Source organism: Luteimonas sp. A277 (assembly GCF_054052045.1).
Genome location: NZ_JBSVRG010000006.1, coordinates 193,886 through 211,150, shown reverse-complemented (window position 1 = coordinate 211,150; position 17,265 = coordinate 193,886). Strand labels below are relative to the sequence as shown.

The 17,265-nt window shown below is 68.0% G+C and carries 14 protein-coding genes and 1 pseudogene; 5 read left to right on the top strand and 10 right to left on the bottom strand.

Going from position 1 to position 17,265, the window contains the following annotated elements; translation table 11 throughout:
• Window positions 1–44 precede the first annotated feature (44 nt).
• Complete coding sequence (tyrS, locus tag ACW7G2_RS07985; protein ID WP_456974503.1) at window positions 45–1,265, bottom strand: tyrosine--tRNA ligase; 1,221 nt, start codon at window positions 1,263–1,265, stop codon at window positions 45–47.
• Window positions 1,266–1,436: 171 nt separating this feature from the next.
• On the opposite strand from tyrS, the gene ACW7G2_RS07980 reads away from it, so the two are divergent.
• Both ACW7G2_RS07980 and ACW7G2_RS07975 read left to right on the top strand, forming a co-directional pair.
• Entirely contained in the window at window positions 1,437–2,906 is a 1,470-nt protein-coding gene (locus ACW7G2_RS07980; protein WP_456974501.1) for a peptidoglycan DD-metalloendopeptidase family protein, read from the top strand.
• A gap of 115 nt (window positions 2,907–3,021) precedes the next feature.
• A complete protein-coding gene (locus ACW7G2_RS07975) occupies window positions 3,022–4,176 on the top strand; it encodes an anhydro-N-acetylmuramic acid kinase (protein WP_456974523.1) in 1,155 nt (384 codons plus the stop codon).
• Between the two features lie 48 nt (window positions 4,177–4,224).
• Here ACW7G2_RS07975 and ACW7G2_RS07970 read toward each other — a convergent pair whose 3' ends face one another.
• The 4 genes from ACW7G2_RS07970 to ACW7G2_RS07955 all read right to left on the bottom strand — a co-directional run bounded on the left by ACW7G2_RS07970 (window position 4,225) and on the right by ACW7G2_RS07955 (window position 8,055).
• On the bottom strand, window positions 4,225–4,479 hold the full coding sequence (locus ACW7G2_RS07970; protein ID WP_456974499.1) for a hypothetical protein: 255 nt from the start codon (window positions 4,477–4,479) through the stop codon (window positions 4,225–4,227).
• Window positions 4,480–4,558: 79 nt separating this feature from the next.
• A complete protein-coding gene (locus tag ACW7G2_RS07965; protein ID WP_456974497.1) occupies window positions 4,559–5,974 on the bottom strand; it encodes an AmpG family muropeptide MFS transporter in 1,416 nt (471 codons plus the stop codon).
• On the bottom strand, window positions 5,971–6,771 hold the full coding sequence (locus ACW7G2_RS07960) for an exodeoxyribonuclease III (RefSeq protein ID WP_456974495.1): 801 nt from the start codon (window positions 6,769–6,771) through the stop codon (window positions 5,971–5,973). The genes ACW7G2_RS07965 and ACW7G2_RS07960 overlap by 4 nt, the downstream gene beginning before the upstream one ends.
• Before the next feature lie 78 nt (window positions 6,772–6,849).
• The gene (locus ACW7G2_RS07955) at window positions 6,850–8,055 is read right to left on the bottom strand and encodes a cytochrome-c peroxidase (protein WP_456974493.1); all 1,206 of its coding nucleotides are present in this window, start codon (window positions 8,053–8,055) and stop codon (window positions 6,850–6,852) included.
• Window positions 8,056–8,236: 181 nt separating this feature from the next.
• Between ACW7G2_RS07955 and pyrE the strand changes: the two genes are divergently transcribed.
• The 3 genes from pyrE (at window position 8,237) to ACW7G2_RS07940 (ending at window position 11,464) form a co-directional block, all read left to right on the top strand.
• Window positions 8,237–8,893, top strand: a complete 657-nt coding sequence (pyrE, locus tag ACW7G2_RS07950; RefSeq protein ID WP_456974491.1) for an orotate phosphoribosyltransferase — start codon at window positions 8,237–8,239, stop codon at window positions 8,891–8,893.
• Between the two features lie 32 nt (window positions 8,894–8,925).
• The gene (locus ACW7G2_RS07945; RefSeq protein ID WP_456974489.1) at window positions 8,926–9,594 is read left to right on the top strand and encodes a hypothetical protein; all 669 of its coding nucleotides are present in this window, start codon (window positions 8,926–8,928) and stop codon (window positions 9,592–9,594) included.
• Window positions 9,595–9,838: 244 nt separating this feature from the next.
• On the top strand, window positions 9,839–11,464 hold the full coding sequence (locus ACW7G2_RS07940; RefSeq protein WP_456974487.1) for a mechanosensitive ion channel: 1,626 nt from the start codon (window positions 9,839–9,841) through the stop codon (window positions 11,462–11,464).
• Between the two features lie 323 nt (window positions 11,465–11,787).
• On the opposite strand, the gene ACW7G2_RS07935 is transcribed toward ACW7G2_RS07940, so the two are convergent.
• The 5 genes and pseudogenes from ACW7G2_RS07935 to coaBC form a co-directional block, all read right to left on the bottom strand.
• Window positions 11,788–12,138, bottom strand: a complete 351-nt coding sequence (locus ACW7G2_RS07935; RefSeq protein ID WP_456974485.1) for a zinc ribbon domain-containing protein YjdM — start codon at window positions 12,136–12,138, stop codon at window positions 11,788–11,790.
• An 87-nt stretch (window positions 12,139–12,225) separates the two neighbouring features.
• The gene (locus tag ACW7G2_RS07930; RefSeq protein WP_456974483.1) at window positions 12,226–13,074 is read right to left on the bottom strand and encodes a DNA ligase; all 849 of its coding nucleotides are present in this window, start codon (window positions 13,072–13,074) and stop codon (window positions 12,226–12,228) included.
• Window positions 13,075–13,177: 103 nt separating this feature from the next.
• Complete coding sequence (locus tag ACW7G2_RS07925; protein WP_456974481.1) at window positions 13,178–15,496, bottom strand: phosphomannomutase/phosphoglucomutase; 2,319 nt, start codon at window positions 15,494–15,496, stop codon at window positions 13,178–13,180.
• A gap of 15 nt (window positions 15,497–15,511) precedes the next feature.
• On the bottom strand, window positions 15,512–15,970 hold the full coding sequence (gene dut, locus ACW7G2_RS07920; protein ID WP_456974479.1) for a dUTP diphosphatase: 459 nt from the start codon (window positions 15,968–15,970) through the stop codon (window positions 15,512–15,514).
• 18 nt (window positions 15,971–15,988) lie between these two features.
• Window positions 15,989–17,199, bottom strand: a pseudogene (gene coaBC / locus ACW7G2_RS07915) (bifunctional phosphopantothenoylcysteine decarboxylase/phosphopantothenate--cysteine ligase CoaBC).
• Between the last annotated feature and the right edge of the window lie 66 nt (window positions 17,200–17,265).

The window sequence follows — 17,265 nt, the reverse complement described above, 5'->3', positions numbered from 1 at the left end:
CGCTCCTACCCGCGGACGCTCCTACCTGCGGATTGATGCTCCGCTCAGGCGGCGACGAGCAGGACCCGGGCGAAGTTGCGCTTGCCTACCTGCAACACGCCCTCGAAACCCGGGTTGAACACGCGCGAGGCGTCTTCGACCACCACCCCGTCGATCCGCACCGCACGCTCCTTGAGCTTGCGGTTGGCTTCGGAGTTGCTCGGGGTGATGCCGGCGGCGGTGAGCAGCGCGGCAACGCGCAGGCCCTCGGCCGGCACCGCCACTTCCTGCAGCGGCAGCAGCGAGGTGTCACCCTGTCCGGTCACCGCGGCATGCCAGCCTGCAATGGCCTGCTCGGCCGCGGCGGCATCGTGGAAGCGGGTGGCCAGCTCGCGCGCCAGGCGCAGCTTGACCTCGCGCGGATTGAGCGTGCCGGCGTCCACTTCGGCTCTCAGGCGGGCGACTTCTTCGATACCGATGTCAAAGCTCAGCAGCTCGATCCAGTCCCACATGAGCCCGTCGCCGATCTTCATCGTCTTGTTGACGAAGTCGATCGCCGGATCGGTCACGCCGATGTAATTGCCCAGCGACTTGGACATCTTGTTGACCCCGTCCAGGCCCACCAGCAGCGGCATGGTCAGCACCACCTGCGGCTTCTGGCCATGGTGCTCCTGCAGCGCGCGGCCCATCAGCAGGTTGAACTTCTGGTCGGTGCCGCCCAGCTCCACATCGGCCTGGAGCGCCACCGAATCGTAGCCCTGCACCAGCGGGTAGAGGAATTCGTGGATGGCGATCGGCTGCTGCGCGCCGTAGCGCTTGGCGAAGTCATCGCGCTCGAGCATGCGCGCCACGGTATGGGTCGAGGCGAGGCGGATCATGTCCGCCGCGCCCATCTTGCCGAACCACTCCGAGTTGAAGCGCTCCTCGGTGCGTTCCGGGTCCAGCACCTTGAACACCTGCGCCTTGTAGGTCTCGGCGTTGGCCAGCACCTCTTCGCGGCTGAGCGGCGGGCGGGTCGCGCTCTTGCCTGAGGGGTCGCCGATCATCCCGGTGAAGTCGCCGATCAGGAAAATCACCGTATGACCCAGGTCCTGGAACTGGCGCAGTTTGTTCAACAGCACCGTGTGTCCCAGGTGCAGGTCGGGCGCGGTGGGGTCGAAGCCGGCCTTGATCCGCAGCGGCCGGCCGGCGGCCAGACGGGCTTCCAGTTCGTCGGATTTGAGGATCTCGTCGGCGCCGCGGGCGATCTGTTCAATGGCCGGGCCGGAGGGGGAGGCGTGGGACACAGCGGTTCTCGACTCTGCGGACAGGCTGAATGTGACCACCGTCCGCTGGGTTAATGGATTTCTAACGCTTTAGCGCAAAAAGGAAACTCAATACCATCAATCGTTTGACGCGACCTTCTCACGTCTTTATCGTACCGCGCTGACGCCCTCTTCACTCAGACACGGAACGCTATGACGTCTTCAGATCCTGCGTCGGACTCCGAACGCAACCGTCTCGTCCGTATCGCCAACCTTGATCACGTGGCTGCCGGCGAAGCGCGGTCGGTAGATTCGGCGCAAGGACAGCCGCGCGGTTTCACCGGTCGATGGTCCCGGCGCCAGTGGGGACAGGCCAGTTTGCTGGCCACCGCAGGCGCGCTGATTTTCGCGCTGCTCCCCGCCGGCTTCTCCAGTGCCATGCAGGCGGACAGCGGCGACATGCGCATGTCCACCATGGCCCTGGCCCTGCCGCTGGCTCCCGCCCCGGCAAAAGACGCGGCGCCATCCAGCTACTGGGAAACGGTCACGGTGCAGCCGGGCCAGACACTGGGCGAGATCTTTTCCAACAAGGGCGTGCCGGTCACCCTGCTGCACAGCATCCTGGAGACGGCGTCGGCCGAAAAGGCCCTGGGGCGGATCCGCCCCGGCACCGAGCTGGGGTTCGAGTTCGACCCGGACACCGGCAGCCTGAGCGGTTTCCGCTTCGAGCTCAGCAACACCGAACGCGTGGAGCTGGCCGTGGCCGGCACCGCGATCACCGAGCACGTGATCGAGCGTCCTGTGGAAGTGCACACCGCGGTGATCAGCGGCGAGATCCGCAATTCGCTGTTCGGCTCGGCGCGCCAGGCGGGCCTGTCGCCGGGGGCGATTGCCACCCTGACCGACCGCATCTTCCAGTACGACATCGATTTCGCCCGTCAGGTGCAGCCCGGCGACCGCTATTCGGCGGTGGTCGAGGAGCTGTGGCGCGAGGGCGAGCGCGTGGGTAGCGGGGAGGTGGTGGCTGCCACCTTCACCACCGGTGGCAAGACCTTTACCGGGTTCCGCTTCGAGAACGATGGCAAGGTGGAGTACTACGACGCCAACGGCCGCCCGCTCAAGCGCAGCTTCATCCGCTCGCCGATCGAGTTCGCACGCCTGAGCTCGCGCTTCGGCAGCCGCAGGCACCCGATCCTGGGCACCATGCGCATGCACAACGGCGTCGATTACGCCGCCCGTACCGGCACCCCGATCATGGCCGCCGGCGATGCCCGGGTGCAGTTCCGCGGCCGCCAGCGCGGCTACGGCAACACGGTGATCCTGGATCACGGCCGTGGCCACACCACCCTGTATGCGCACATGTCCCGGTTCGGCAACGCGCGCCAGGGCGAGCGCGTGTCGCAGGGCCAGGTGATCGGCTACGTGGGCGCCACGGGCCTGGCCACCGGCCCGCACCTGCACTACGAATTCCGCGTCAACGGCGCGCACCGCGACCCGCTCAAGGTCACCATGCCACCGCCCGAGCCGCTCAAGGGCGCCACGCTGGCCCGGTTCAAGGCCGAGACCGCCCCCACCCTGGCCCGCATGGAGCAGTACGAAACCCTGCACTACGCGCGCCAGCAGGCCGAAACCGCGCCGGCGCTGGCTTCGACCGGCGACAAGGTTTCCGGCAACCGCGGCTGATCCACGAGCCCTCTTTGTCCCCGCTGCATGCAGCGGGCGCCGGCAACGGCTACATTGCCGACGCCCCTTACTGATGCGCACTCCTGATGCGCGCCGCTGATGCGCCGGCATGGCCATGTCCTTCCCGATCCCGATTGAGCGAAGCCTCTACCTGGGCCTGATGTCCGGCACCAGCGCCGACGGCATCGACGTGGCGCTGGTGGATTTCGCCGCCGATGCACCGCCGCGGCTGCTGTCCGGCCACGCCTGGCCCTGGCCTGCCGACCTGCGCCGGCAGCTGGTGGATCTCGGCCAGTCCAGCGCACCGCTGGGCCTGGATGAATTCGGCGAGCTGCACGTGCGTATCGGAGCCACGTTTGCCGATGCCGTCGAGGCGGCGCTGTCGGATCGCGGCATTGCGGCGGACCGGGTGGCGGCCATCGGATGCCACGGCCAGACCCTGCGCCACCGCCCGCACGGGCGCAACGGCGACAACGCCTTCCCCTTCACCCTGCAGCTGGGCGATCCCGCCATCCTGGTCGAGCGCACCGGCATCGCCGTGGTCGCCGACTTCCGCAGCCGCGACGTGGCGGCCGGCGGCCAGGGCGCCCCGCTGCTGCCGGCCCTGCACGCGGCCCTGCTGCACAGCAATGGCGAAGACCGCGCCGTGTTGAACCTGGGCGGGATCGCCAACCTGACGCTGCTGCCAAGCGGCGCGGGCTCCGATGACCGGGCAGTGCGGGGCTTTGATACCGGCCCGGCCAACGGCCTGATGGATGCCTGGTGCCAGCGCCATACCGGCCAGGCCTTCGACCGCGACGGCGCGTTTGCCGCCAGCGGCCAGGTGGATGATGCGCTGCTGGCGCGGCTGCTGGCTGAGCCGTGGTTTTCCCGGCCGGCGCCCAAATCGACCGGCCGCGACCAGTTCCACCTGGACTGGGTACAGGCGCAGCTGCGCGGAAACGAATCCCCCGCCGACGTGCAGGCCACCCTGCTGGCCTTGACCGCCCACACCGTGGTTGACGCCCTGCGCGCAACGCAGCCGCAGACCAGGCGCCTCATCGCCTGTGGCGGCGGCGTGCACAACCCGATCCTGATGGCGGCGCTCGCCGCCCGGCTGCCGGACTGCAGAGTGGAATCCAGCGCCGTCCACGGTCTGGACCCGGATTACGTGGAAGCCATGGGATTCGCCTGGCTCGCCCGTCAGACCGCGCTTGGACTGGCCGGCAACCTGCCGTCGGTGACCGGTGCCGCCGGGCCCAGGATCCTCGGCGCCATTTATCCGGCCTGATCCAGCCGGTATGATCCGGCCGCCCCGGGGAGCTTTCGCCCTACCGGATCAGTGGCTCCGCGCGACCCTGCCGATCATGGCAAAGCCCGGATCGTCGGGGATATTGCCCAGAGCCTCCAGCGCAGCCTGCAACGCCTCGGCTTCGCCCCCTTCAAAAGCGCCGTCGCTCCCCTCACAGGCATGCAGGCCACGCTCCAGTACGTAAGTGAGCGCTTTCGACATGTCCCAGCCGCGGCGCCTGGCAATCCGCTCAATGCGGTCCAACAGCGTCTCGTCAGCATTCCTGAATACGACTTCCGTCACTTTGCAGCCTCCCCCATGGACCGGCTGCGAAATTGCCACATTCCACACCGTGCGGGCAATCTGGGGATAACCCGTAGTCTCAACCCGGCTGGGCGTCCGACCGGGCGTCCGGCGGGCTGTCCCGCGCCTGCGTCCGCAGTCGCCGCTCGCGCACAATCAGGTACAGGCACAGCACCACCGCGGGAATACCGATCGCCGCCACATAGATGAAGTAGTTGAACCAGCCAACTGCATCCACCACCTGCCCGCTGAAGCCGCCGATGAACTTGCCCGGCAGGGTCATCAGCGAACTGAACAGCGCGTACTGGGTAGCCGTGTAGCTGGCCGAGGTGAGGCTGGACAGCCAGGCGATGAACACCGCCATTGCCAGCCCGGCAAAGAAGTTGTCGCCGCTGATGGTGACCACCAGCATCCACGGCTCAGCGCCCACCAGCGCCATCAGCGCGAACAGCAGGTTGGTGGCCGCCGACAGCACCGCGCCCGCCAGCAGCACCCGCAGCAGGCCGTAGCGCACGGTAAGCACGCCGCCAACCAGCCCGCCGAGGATGGTCATGACAATGCCGTAGATACCGGAGATGTTGGCGATCTGCTGCTTGGTGAACCCCAGGTCCAGATAGAACGGGTTGGCCATGGCGCCCATGGAGATGTCGCTGATGCGGAAGGTCCCCACCAGCAGCAGCACCACCAGCGAATGCGGCCCGTAGCGCTTGAAGAAATCCACGAACGGATACACCACTGCGCCGATCACCCAGGCAATCGCGGTGCGCAGCGGAGCCGGCAGGTGGGCGTTGCGGCGATAGAACGTTTGCGCCGCAGGCTCCATGAACGCCACGTCGGTGCGCCGCTGCACCTGCGGCTCGCGGCTGAGCAGGGTGGCCAGCACGCCCAGCCCCATCAGCGCGGCCATGGCCAGGTACACCTGGCTCCAGTCCATCCGCGCGGCCATGTGCAGGGCCCCCGCGCCGGCAGCCAGCAGGGCCATGCGATAGCCGAACACGTAGGTGGCCGACATCGCCGCCTGTTCCGCCGGCGGCGCGGCCTCGATCCGCCAGGCATCGATGGCGATGTCCTGGGTGGCCGAACCGAACGCCACCAGCAGGGCGAACAGGGCCAGGCGCACCAGGTCGGCCATCGGATCGGTCAGCGCCATCCCGGCCAGCCCGGCCACGATCACCAGCTGGGCCAGCAGGATCCAGCTGCGGCGCTGGCCCAGCAACCGGCCCAGCAGCGGCAGCGGCACCCGGTCCACCACCGGCGCCCAGAACACCTTGATCGAATAGGTAATGCCGATCCAGGTAAAGAACCCGATCGCGCCGCGGGTGACCCCGGCCTCGGTCAGCCACGCGGTGAGCGTGCTGAAGACCAGCAGGAACGGCAGCCCGGCGGAAAAGCCGAGCGCGAACATGGAGGCCATCCGCGGTTTGCCGTAGGTGGCAAACGCCCGCGACCAGCGCGAGCCGGCGGGCGCCGCCGCCTGCGCCGGCCCTTGGCTCACTCGCGGTAGTCCACGATGTACGGCGCGTGGTCGGAGTAACGCGGCTCGCGCAGGACCGAGCAGGCCACCAGCCGGTCACGCAGCGACGGCGTCACCAGCTGGTAGTCGAGCCGCCAGCCGACGTTGTTGGCCCGCGCCTGGCCACGATTGGACCACCACGTGTATTCGACCTCGTCGGGCTTGAGCGCGCGGAAGGTATCGACCCAGCCATGGTCGGGCTGCGGCGAGCCGTCGCCACAGGCATCGGCGATCTGGCCGTTGAGCCAGGCCCGTTCCGGCGGCAGGCAGCCGGAATTCTTCTGGTTGCTGGACCAGTTCTTGATGTCGTTGCGCGCGCGCACGATGTTCCAGTCCCCGCACAGCACGTAGTCGCGGCCGCTGGCCAGCCACTCGTCCAGGATCGGCCTGAGCCAATCCATCACTTCGAACTTGTAGCCCTGGCGCAGCTCGCCGGACGACCCGGACGGGATGTAGAACGACACCACGCTGAGGTTGCCGAAGCGGGCCTCGATATAACGACCTTCCTCATCAAACGGCGCCCAGCCAAGTTCGGTACGCAGCTCATCCGGCTCGCGGCGGCTGTAGATCGCCACGCCGCTGTAGCCCTTCTTGGTGCTCGCATCGCGAAAAGCCACGTGATAGCCAGGCGGGCGGAACACCTCGGCGGAGAGCTGGTGCTCCTGGGCCTTGGTCTCCTGCACACACAGGATGTCGATGTCCTGGGTGGCGAACCAGTCGAAAAAACCCTTGTTTGCAGCCGAACGGATACCGTTGGCGTTGAAGCTGACGATGCGCATGGAGCTCCGGAAAAAAGACGGCGCGGCAAGGTTACCCTACCGCGCCGTCGGGCTCCCAACCCCGGGCTTCGTGTCGGACTATCGCTCCGGTGATGGGGTGTCCGTCGTGCTCGGCGGCAGGATCGGGTAGACCACCTCCGGCTGAAGCCCGGTGAGCGTGCGCAGGAAGGCCGCGATCTTCTCCGCTTCCTCGTCGCTGATCTCCCGGCCCAGCTGCGAGGTGCCCATGATCGCCACCGCCTGCTCCAGGCTCCACACCTGGCCGGAGTGGAAGTAGGGCGCGGTCAGCTCCACGTTGCGCAGCGGCGAGGCGCGGAATACGTACTCGTCGGTGGCGGTGGCGGTGACTTCGAACCGGCCCTTGTCCTCTTCAGGCAGGATGTCGGCGCCCGGGCGCTCGAGCACGCCGAACGGGAAGTAGCTCTGGCCGCCGAAGTTGACGCCGTTGTGGCACGAGGCGCAGCCGGTCTCGAAGAACAGTTGCAGGCCCTCGACCTGGGTGGCGGTCATGGCGCTGTCGTCGCCTTCGAGCCAGCGATCAAACGGTGCGCCGGGTGTGACCAGGGTGGTCTCGAACGCCTCCAGGGCCACCGTCATGTCCTCAAAGGTGATGCCGCCCGAATCCGGGAACGCTTCGCGGAACAGCTCCACGTACTGCGGGATGCTCGACAGGGTTTCCACCACCAGCTCCGGCGTGCTGTTCATCTCCACGCTCGCCTGCACCGGTCCGCCGGCCTGCTCGGCCAGGTCCGCGGCGCGGCCGTCCCAGAACTGGGCGGCGTTGAACACCGCGTTGAACACCGTGGGCGAGTTGCGCGGGCCGCGCTGCCAGCCGTGGCCGACCGAGGCCGGCACGTTGTCGGCGCCGCCGGTGCCGATGCTGTGGCAGGTGTTGCAGGTGATCACGTGGCTGCGCGAGAGGCGCGGCTCGAAGAACAGCATCCGGCCAAGCTCCACCCGCTCCGTGGTCACCGGGCGGCCGCTGACTTCGGTCGGCGGATCAGGAATGACACCGAACAGCGACGAGGCGGTCTGGCGCAGGGTGTCAACCGCGCCACCGTCCTGCGTGCTCACGTTGCGGGCCGCGCTGTCGTCCTGCGTGCTCGCGTTGTCGGCCGCGATATCGCCCTGCTCGCTTGCAATGTCATCCTGCGCGCCGTCCGCGATCCCGCCCTGCGCCCTTGCGTTGTCGTCCGCGCTATCGCCCTGCGTGCACGCCACGCCGCCGGCCACAATCGCGGCCACCGCGCCCGCCATCAGCGCGATCCTCCATCGTTTGCCCATTGCTTCGCTCCTGCCTCTGATCATTGCCCATTCTGGATGCCGGGGCGGCGCGCTGCATTGCGCGTAATCAATGCCCTCCCCTGCCGCCTCGCCACCATAACCCGCCGGGGTTAAGGCCTTGCGTAGGCGTGGGCGCCGCCAGGTGCCTTAACATGCAGTCCCCGGACCACCGCCGCATGCAATGACCGACCACCGCTCCCGCTTCCTCCGCCTGGCCATCGAGGCCGATGCCCTGCGCTTCGGGGAGTTCGTGCTCAAGAGCGGGCGCACCAGTCCTTATTTCTTCAATGCCGGCCACTTTGATTCGGGTGCGCGGCTGGCGGCACTGGCCAGCTGCTACGCCGACGCGCTGGAGGCGGCGGGTACGGATTTCGACCTGCTGTTCGGGCCGGCCTACAAGGGCATCCCGCTGGCCACCGCACTGGCGTGTGAATTCGCCGGCCGTGGCCGCGACCTGCCGGTCGCCTTTGACCGCAAGGAAGCCAAGGCCCACGGCGAGGGCGGCTCGCTGATCGGCGCGCCCATGGCCGGACGCCGCGTGCTGGTGGTGGATGACGTGATCACCGCCGGCACCGCGGTCCGCCACGCGCTGGGGCTGATCACCGCGGCGGGCGGCATTCCGGCCGGGATCGTAATCGCGCTGGACCGGCAGGAGGTGATCGACACCGACGCCAGCCCGCGCCGCTCGGCCGCCCAAGCGGTTGCCACCGAGCACGCGATCCCGGTGGTGGCGGTGGCCGGACTTGAAGATCTGCTTGCGTTCACCGGTGAAAGCGCGACACTGTCGACTGAGCAGGCGCGCCTGCGCGATTACCGTACGCGCTACGGCGCCGCCTGAAGACGCATTCGACCGACCGGGGGGACGGAACAATGACCAACGCCATGGCCCGCATCGGCTTCATCATCCTGCCAGGACTTTTCATCCTGCTTGTCCTCGTGTCCTCCGCTGCGCTGGCGCAGCGCGGCAGCACCGAGCGGCGCCTGTATTGCTGGGAACAGGCCGGTCGCAAGATCTGCGGTGACGCCCTGCCCGCCTCCGCCGTCGACGCCGCCCGTACCGAGATCAGCGCCAGCACCGGCCGGGTCCGCGGCCAGGTGGGCCGGGCACTGAGCGATGAGGAGCGCACCGCCGTCGAGGCCGAGGCGCGGCTGGCGGCACAACAGGTCGAAGCGGACGCCGCCGAACGCCGGCGCGACATGGCCATGGTCGAGTCCTACAGCACCGAGGCCGAGCTGGAACGCGCCTACGACAACCGCATCATCCTCATCGACGAGTCGGTCAAGACCTCGCAGATGGGCGTGGCCAACCTGCGCATGAGCCTGCTGACCCAGCTGCGCAAGGCGGCGGAGGCCGAGCTGCAGGGCCAGCCGGTAGCCAAACCGATGGCGGACAACATCGTCAGCCAGCACGGCGACCTGATGCGCCAGCAGGCGATCCTGGAGCAGCAGCTGCGGGAACGCGAAGAACTGGATGCCGATCTGCAGGAAGCCCGCGAGCGCTATCGCAGCCTCACCGCCGGGCGTCGCGGCCAGGACTGATCCAGGCCTCCTTGTGCCCGGGCCGGGCTGCGCACCCGCACCGCGGATCCATGGAAACAGCGCTCCCTGTCACATGCTAGGGTGATTGCGCTCCTATCGGGGGAGGTCCCGATCCGGCACGCGGTGTCTTTTGCAAAGCCGTCTGCGGGAAGAATGTGCACCTGGCGACCCCCTTCGACGCCACCTGCAGCCAGGGCGGCGGCACGAATACGCCTGTCACTATCCGCAAGGAAGAGGGGACCTCATGGATCCAAGCACTTTTTCCCGCCAGTTCGAAGCCAGTCTGGGCCAGTACCTGCCCTCGGTGCTGGGCGCCGTGGCCATCCTTGTCGTCGGCCTGCTGGTGGCCCTCCTGGTCCGTAGCCTGATCCGCAACGGCCTCGGCCGCCTGCGCGTCAACGAACGCATCCACAGCCAGGCCCAGGACCCGGCTGCAAGCAGGCTGGATGTGGTCGGCATCGCGGCATCGATCGGCTTCTGGTTCATCATCATCATCACCCTCATCGGCGTGTTCAGCGTGCTGCGTTTTGACGGGCTGTACGCGCCATTCTCGGCACTCGTTGCCGAGGTCATGCTGTACCTGCCGCGCATCGTGCTGGCCGGGATCCTGGCGCTGGTGGCGTGGCTGCTGGCCACGGTGCTGCGCGCCGGAATCAACCGCCTGATGGCCGCCGGACAGTGGGACGAGAAGCTGTCCGAATCCGCAGGGATCAAGCCGCTCTCCTCGGTACTGGGCAACGTGGTGTACTGGCTGGTGATCCTGCTGTTCCTGCCTGCGATCGTAGGCGCATTGCGCATCGACGGACTGATGGGTCCGTTGACCACCATGACCACGCAGTTCACCGCGGCCCTGCCCAACATCTTCGGCGCGGTGGTGATCGGCCTGGTTGGCTGGCTCATTGCCAAGGTACTGCGCGGGCTGGTCACCAACCTGCTTGAAGCCGCGGGGGTCGACCGCTTCAGCAACCGCGAGCACCTGACCGAAGGGGTGAAGCTGTCCAAGCTGGGCGGCACCCTGGCCTTCATCCTGGTGATCGTGCCGACCCTGATTGCGGCGCTGGACGCGCTGGCAATCTCGGCGATCTCCGATCCGGCGCGGAACATGCTGAACATGTTCCTGGTGGCGATCCCCAACATTCTGGCCGCGACGCTGATCCTGCTGCTGGCCTGGTTCCTCGGCCGCTTTGTGGCAGGCCTGGTGACCAAGCTGCTGGCCAACCTCGGCTTTGACCGGCTGCCGGCGCGGCTGGGCATGGGCCATGCGTTTGAGAGCGGTGATCCTGCGCCAGGATCCGCCATCCCGGCCGCGCCGGGTGTGCCGGAGCCGGGTGCCCTGGAGCCGGGTGAAAGGGCCATTCCTGGGGCGCGCGCTGAGCCCGCTGCGGCCGTCGTGCCGGCACGCACCAGCCTGTCGGCCTTCGCCGGCCAGGTGGCGCTGTTCTTCATCATGCTCTTCGCCACGGTGGAAGCCGCGCACCGGCTGGGCTTTACCGGGGTGCGTGATCTGCTGGCCACCTTCATCGCCTTTGGCGCCGACGTACTGCTGGGCGCGGCGATCCTGGTGATCGGCTACTGGCTGGCTGACGTGGCTGCGCGTGCGATCCAGCGCGCCAACCCGGATGGACGTGCCGGGCTGGCGCGGATCGCCCGCGTCGCGATCCTCGGGCTGGTGCTGGCCATGGGCCTGCGGGCGATGGGCATCGCCGATGACATCGTCAATCTGGCGTTCGGGCTGGTGCTGGGTGCGGTGGCGGTGGCGACTGCGCTGGCGTTCGGGCTGGGTGGCCGCGAGGCGGCTGGGCGGATCACCGAGCGCTGGGCACAGGAGTATCTGGATCGGCGCAGGAACAACGACAGACCGGACGCCTGATCGGCCGGAACTGGTCGACAGTTGCAGCGATCAGGAGAAGAACGGCCCGCTCATGCGGGCCGTTCTTCTTTCTGCCTGTATCCAAGTGATGCTCTCTGGGCAGGAGTCCCGGAAAGAGCTCATGCCTTCGCTTCAGCGCGCCGTGACCTGATGGGCCCCGGCTTTTGCTTTTGAACCACCGCGAATCCGGCACGCGGGTGGCGATGCCCTTGTGTGCGAAATCAAGGAGGAGGCGGTGGCCGCAGGCCATCGCCGGGGGACATTCGCATACAAGGGTATCGGCGCCCGGCGCCCCGACGACCCATCAGCCCCTGCTTTCAGCTTCAGGCCTTGCGCACGAACTCCGACTTGAGCTGCATCGGACCAATGCCTTCGATCCGGCAATCGATGTCGTGATCACCATCCACCAGACGGATGCTGCGGACCTTGGTCCCGCCCTTGATCACCTGTGAGGACCCCTTCAACTTCAGGTCCTTGATCACAATCACCGTATCGCCGTCGGCGAGCGGATTGCCGTTGGCATCACGCACCTCAGCCGCCTGTTCCGCCGCAACCGCCTGGGCGGCCTGCTCCTGTGGAGACCACTCATGCCCGCACTCGGGGCAGACCAGAAGGTTGCGGTCTTCGTAGGCATAGCTGGAACTGCATTTCGGGCAGTCGGGAAGGGTACTCATGATGGAGCTCGCACTGACATGAACAGGCACCATTGTCTCATTTGTGTTGAAACCTGGCCCCGGGCCATGCAGCCGCACCATCAGTGATCAGTCCGGATCGGGCGGCGGCATCTCATGGCGGACCCGCAGGTAGCGGGCAAAGCGCGGCACGCCATTGGCGGTGAAACCGTTGTAGCGGTAGGTCACGTGCAGGCCGATGGCGGGCGGGTCGGCGCGCAGGGCATCGCTCAGGCCGCTGCCGATGCGAAAGCGCAGTCCGTCCGGGCGCTCCACCACCAGGGCACCGGCCTGGCCGGTGTATTTGCCGCGGCCGGGGGTGTAGCCCACTACCCGGGCTTCGGCGTCCTGGAAGGGTTTGAGCTTCAGCAGGGCATCACTGCGTCCGGTGCGGTAGCGCGCCTCATGGTGCTGCAGCATCAGACCCTCGCCGCCGGCATCCACCACCTCCTGCATCAAGGCCTGCAACCGGGCCGGCGTTGTGAGGCGGCGCTGCTCCACCGGTCGCAGCCAGGCTACGCCAGTCGCGGACAACAGGGTTCGCATGGCTTCCACGCGTGCGGCAAAGGGGCCTTCGTGCGCGGGCAGGTCGAAGACCATGAACCGCACTTCGTGCCAGCCGGGGTGCTCTCCTCCCTGCGTCCGCACGATGCCGCTGACGTCCTCGAAGCGGCCGCGTCCGGCCCACAGCTCGCCGTCCATGGGCACCGCCGGCCAGCCGGCGATGAACCAGTCGGGCGCCGGGACACGGTGGCCGCCACGCGTCCACAGCGCGCGGCCATCCCAGTGTCCGCGCACGCCGTCGAGCTTCTCGCTGACGAAGTATTCGGCGACATCGACTCCGTCGCGGTAGTCGGTCGCCAGCATGAGCCGCGGCGGAGCGGCAGCTGCCGGCAATCCCAGCAGCAGCGACAACAGCAGGACAAGTGCGATACGCATGGCCCATCCCTGGCAATGGCGTTGGAGACACCATTACCCGGGCCGCGAATCCGCGCCATCAGGAGCTGCGCATCCGCGGGGTAGGAAAACCCCGCACCAGAAGTCAGAACGGAAGTTCCAGCTCCGGATCGATCTTCAGCAGCTGCCCGCGGAACACGTTCTGGATCCGCTCCAGGGTGGTCTGGTCATCGGCGTCGAAGCGCAACACCAGCACCGGGGTGGTGTTGGAGGCGCGCACCAGGCCCCAGCCATCATTCCAGTCCGCGCGCACCCCGTCGATGGTCGACAGGCGCGCACCCTCCAGCTCGGCCGCGGCCTGGAAGCGTTCGACGAACTCATGCGGGTCATCGCCCGGTGCCGGCACCTTGATCTCCGGCGTGGACACGCCGGCGGGCAGGGCGGAAAGGATCTCCGACGGGGTCTCGTCGCGCGCGGCCAGGATTTCCAGCAGCCGGGCGGCGGAATAGATGCCGTCGTCGAAGCCGTACCAGCGCTCGGCGAAGAAGAAGTGGCCGCTCATTTCGCCGGCCAGCTCGGCCTCGACCTCGCGCATCTTCGCCTTGATCAGCGAATGCCCGGTCTTCCACATCAGCGGGCTGCCTCCGTGGCGCAGGATGTGCCCAGGCAACCGGCCGGTGCACTTGACGTCATAGACGATCACCGCGCCCGGATTGCGCTCCAGCACGTCGGCTGCGAACAGCATCAGCAGTCGGTCGGGGAAGATGTTCTCGCCGTCCCTCGTCACAACGCCCAGGCGGTCGCCGTCACCGTCGAAGGCAATGCCCAGGTCGGCATCCAGCCGCTGGACCATGTTGATCAGGTCCTCCAGATTCTCCGGCTCGCTGGGATCGGGGTGATGGTTGGGGAAGGTGCCGTCGATCTCGCAGTACAGCGGCACCACCTCGCAGCCGATCGCCTCCAGCACCCGCGGGCCGATCTCGCCGGCCACGCCGTTGCCGGCGTCCACCACCACCTTGAGCCGGCGCTCGGTCTGCACGTCGCCGGCAATCCGGTCCACGTACTCGTCACTGATATCGCGCTCGCTCAGGCCGCCCGGCGCATTCGCCGTGTACAGCCGGTCATCGGCAATGCGCGAGTACAGGTCGACGACCGCATCGCCGGACAGCGTCTCGCCGCCGACCACGATCTTGAAGCCGTTGTAGTCCGGCGGGTTGTGGCTGCCGGTCACCGACACGCAGCAGCCGGTGCGCAGGTGGAAGGCGCCGAAATACACCACCGGGGTCGGCGCCAGGCCGATATCAATCACGTTGCGGCCCGCCTTGCGCAGGCCCGCGACCAGGCCGGACACCATGTCCGGACCGGACAGCCGGCCGTCGCGGCCGACAACGATGTCGGTCAGGTCCTGTTCGCGCATCAGCGAACCGATGGCATGGCCGATCAGCTCCGCAACGCCCACGTCCAGCGATTGCCCGACCACGCCGCGGATGTCATAGGCGCGGAAGATGCCGCGGTCGATTTTCACCGCCGGCGTCCTGGCCTTGGCCTCGCCTGCACCGGTCTGGGCCGACTTCGCCTCCGGGGCGGGATCGGCCTGCAGCGACTGGCTCAGGGTAGGGGATTCTTCTTCCACTGTTTCCTCCATTTGCAACAGCTTCGGCGCGACGCGCCAGCTCAGATAAGCCATGAACAGCAACACAAGTGCCGTGACGAAAGGCGTAAAGCCGCGCAGCCCGAAAGGGGCCGCCGGCGCCGCCGGCGCCGCCGCGACCACGCGCATGCCGGTGCCGGACACCGGCATCGACATCCGTTCGGCGGCCTCGATGTAATCGGAATTGCCGCGCTCAAGCAGGGTCACACCACCCTGGCGCAGGGCCAGGTACATCTCCGACTCCTGGATCGCGGCCTGCTCGGTGGCCAGGGTGGCGCGCGTCAATGGCAAGCGGACAAACGCCGCGCCCACCAGCGCCCCACCAGCGCGCGCTGGCGCCGCCAGGGCCAGGCGTGGCGAGCCGTCTTCGCTGATCACCCAGGCCACCGGCTGCTCCGCCACCAAGGCGCCTTCCAGCACCGCGGCGCGGCCAAACCCGTTTTCGCCCAGGCCGGTATAAACGCTCTCAAGGTCGGGCCCGTAGACCGCCAGCTCTTCAAGGTTGGGCCAGTCGGCAGCCATCGCCGCCGAAGCCGCTTCCAGGTCTCCGGCAGTCAGGGCCGCCTGCACCGGCGCGGACTCCAGCCGCGACGACAGCCGCTCCAGCTCGCCACCGACGCTGCGCGCGGTGGCGTGGGCTACGCCATCGCGCGCCTGGCCCAGCGCGCCACGGCGGCTCTCGTCCTGCATCTGCTGCCAGCCGCTCCAGGCCAGCCACAGGGCCAGCACCGCCAGCGCCACGGCCAGCAGCGGCATCAGCGGCCGTGCGTGCGCCAGCATCTGACGCGTCTTCCGGGACTGCTCTGCGTTCATGTCCTTTCCCCCTGGTCAGCGCCGCCCGGTGTGCCCGAATCCCCCGGCACCCCGTGCGCTGTCAATGAAAGTATCCACTACTTCAAGAGTCGCCCGCACGATCGGCATTACCACCAACTGGGCAATTCGATCACCCGGTTCGATGGTGTACGCCTGGTCGCCGCGGTTCCATACGCTGATCATGAGCGGCCCCTGGTAGTCGGCATCGATCAGCCCGGTGCCGTTGCCCAGGACGATACCGTGCCTGTGCCCCAGGCCGGAGCGCGGCAGCACCATCGCGCACAGGCCCGGATCGGCGATATGGATCGCCAGGCCCGAAGGCACCAGTTCCGCCGCGCCGGGCGCCAGCACCATCGGCGCGTCCAGGGCCGCACGCAGGTCGAGCCCGGCACTGGCTTCGGTGGCATAGGCGGGCAGTGGCCAGGCATCGCCATATCTGGCATCGAGCAGTTTGACCTGCAGGGTGTGGTGCATGCGGGGTTTCCGTAGTTGTCAGGGAAGGCGTCCGGCGACCAGGTCCAGCAGCTCACCGGCCAGTCGGGTCTTGGGGCCCGGGCCGAGCTGACGCTGCCCGCTAGGCCAGTACACCGACAGCGCGTTGTGATCGCTCTCGAACCCGCTGCCGGCCACGCCCACCAGGTTGGCGGCGATCATGTCCAGGCGTTTGGCTTCAAGTTTGCCGCGTGCATGCTGCTCGAGGTTGCCGGTTTCGGCGGCAAAGCCGACCACCATCTCCGGACGCTGCGGGTGTCGGGCGACCTCGGCCAGGATGTCGGCGGTGGGCACCAGCTCCAGCACCATGGTGTCGCCGGACTTCTTGATCTTCTCCCCCACCGCGGTGCGCGGGGTGTAATCGGCCACCGCTGCAGCACTGAGGTACACGTCCGCCGGCAGCGCGGACAGCACCGCGTCGCGCATCTGTGCAGCGGAACGCACGTCGATGCGGCGCACGTTTCCGGGCGTGACCAGAGATGTCGGCCCGGCCACCAGCACCACGCTGGCTCCGCGACCGACCGCGGCGGCCGCCAAGGCAAAGCCCATCTTGCCGCTGCTGCGGTTGCCGATGAAGCGCACCGGGTCGATGTCTTCATAGGTGGGGCCGGCACTGATCAGCACCCGCTTGCCTGCCAACACTCCGCTCATCGGCCCAGCGCCGCCACGAGCGCTGCCACGATGGCCATCGGCTCTGCCAGCCGGCCCGGGCCTGACTCGCCTTCGGCAAGTGGGCCGTCGTCGGGGCCGATCACCCGGGCGCCGCGGCCGCGCAGCGTGTCCACGTTGGCCTGGGTGGCGGGGTGCTTCCACATGCGGTGGTTCATGGCCGGGGCGATGGTCAGCGGCGCCTCGCTGGCCAGGCACAGGGTGGTGACCAGGTCGTTGGCAAAACCGTGGGCAAGGCGCGCGATGAGGTTGGCCGTGGCCGGAGCCACCACGATCCGATCGGCCCAACCGGCCAGCTCCAGGTGACCCATGGATGCTTCCGCCTGCGCGTCCCAGAGCGAGGTGCGCACGGCCTCGGCCGACAGCGCCTGGAAGCTGGTGGGGCTCACGAATCGCTGCGCGCTGTCGGTCATTGCCACGCGCACGCTGGCGCCCGCATCGCGCAGGCGACGCACCAGTTCGCAGGCCTTGTAGGCGGCAATGCCGCCGCCCACGCAGACCAGGATGCGCTGGTCATGCAGGTTGTTTCCGGGCTGATCCATGGCGTCGGGAAAGTCCTACCGCGGTCCAAGTCCACAGCTTACCCGAACGCACGGCGTGGCCCGGCT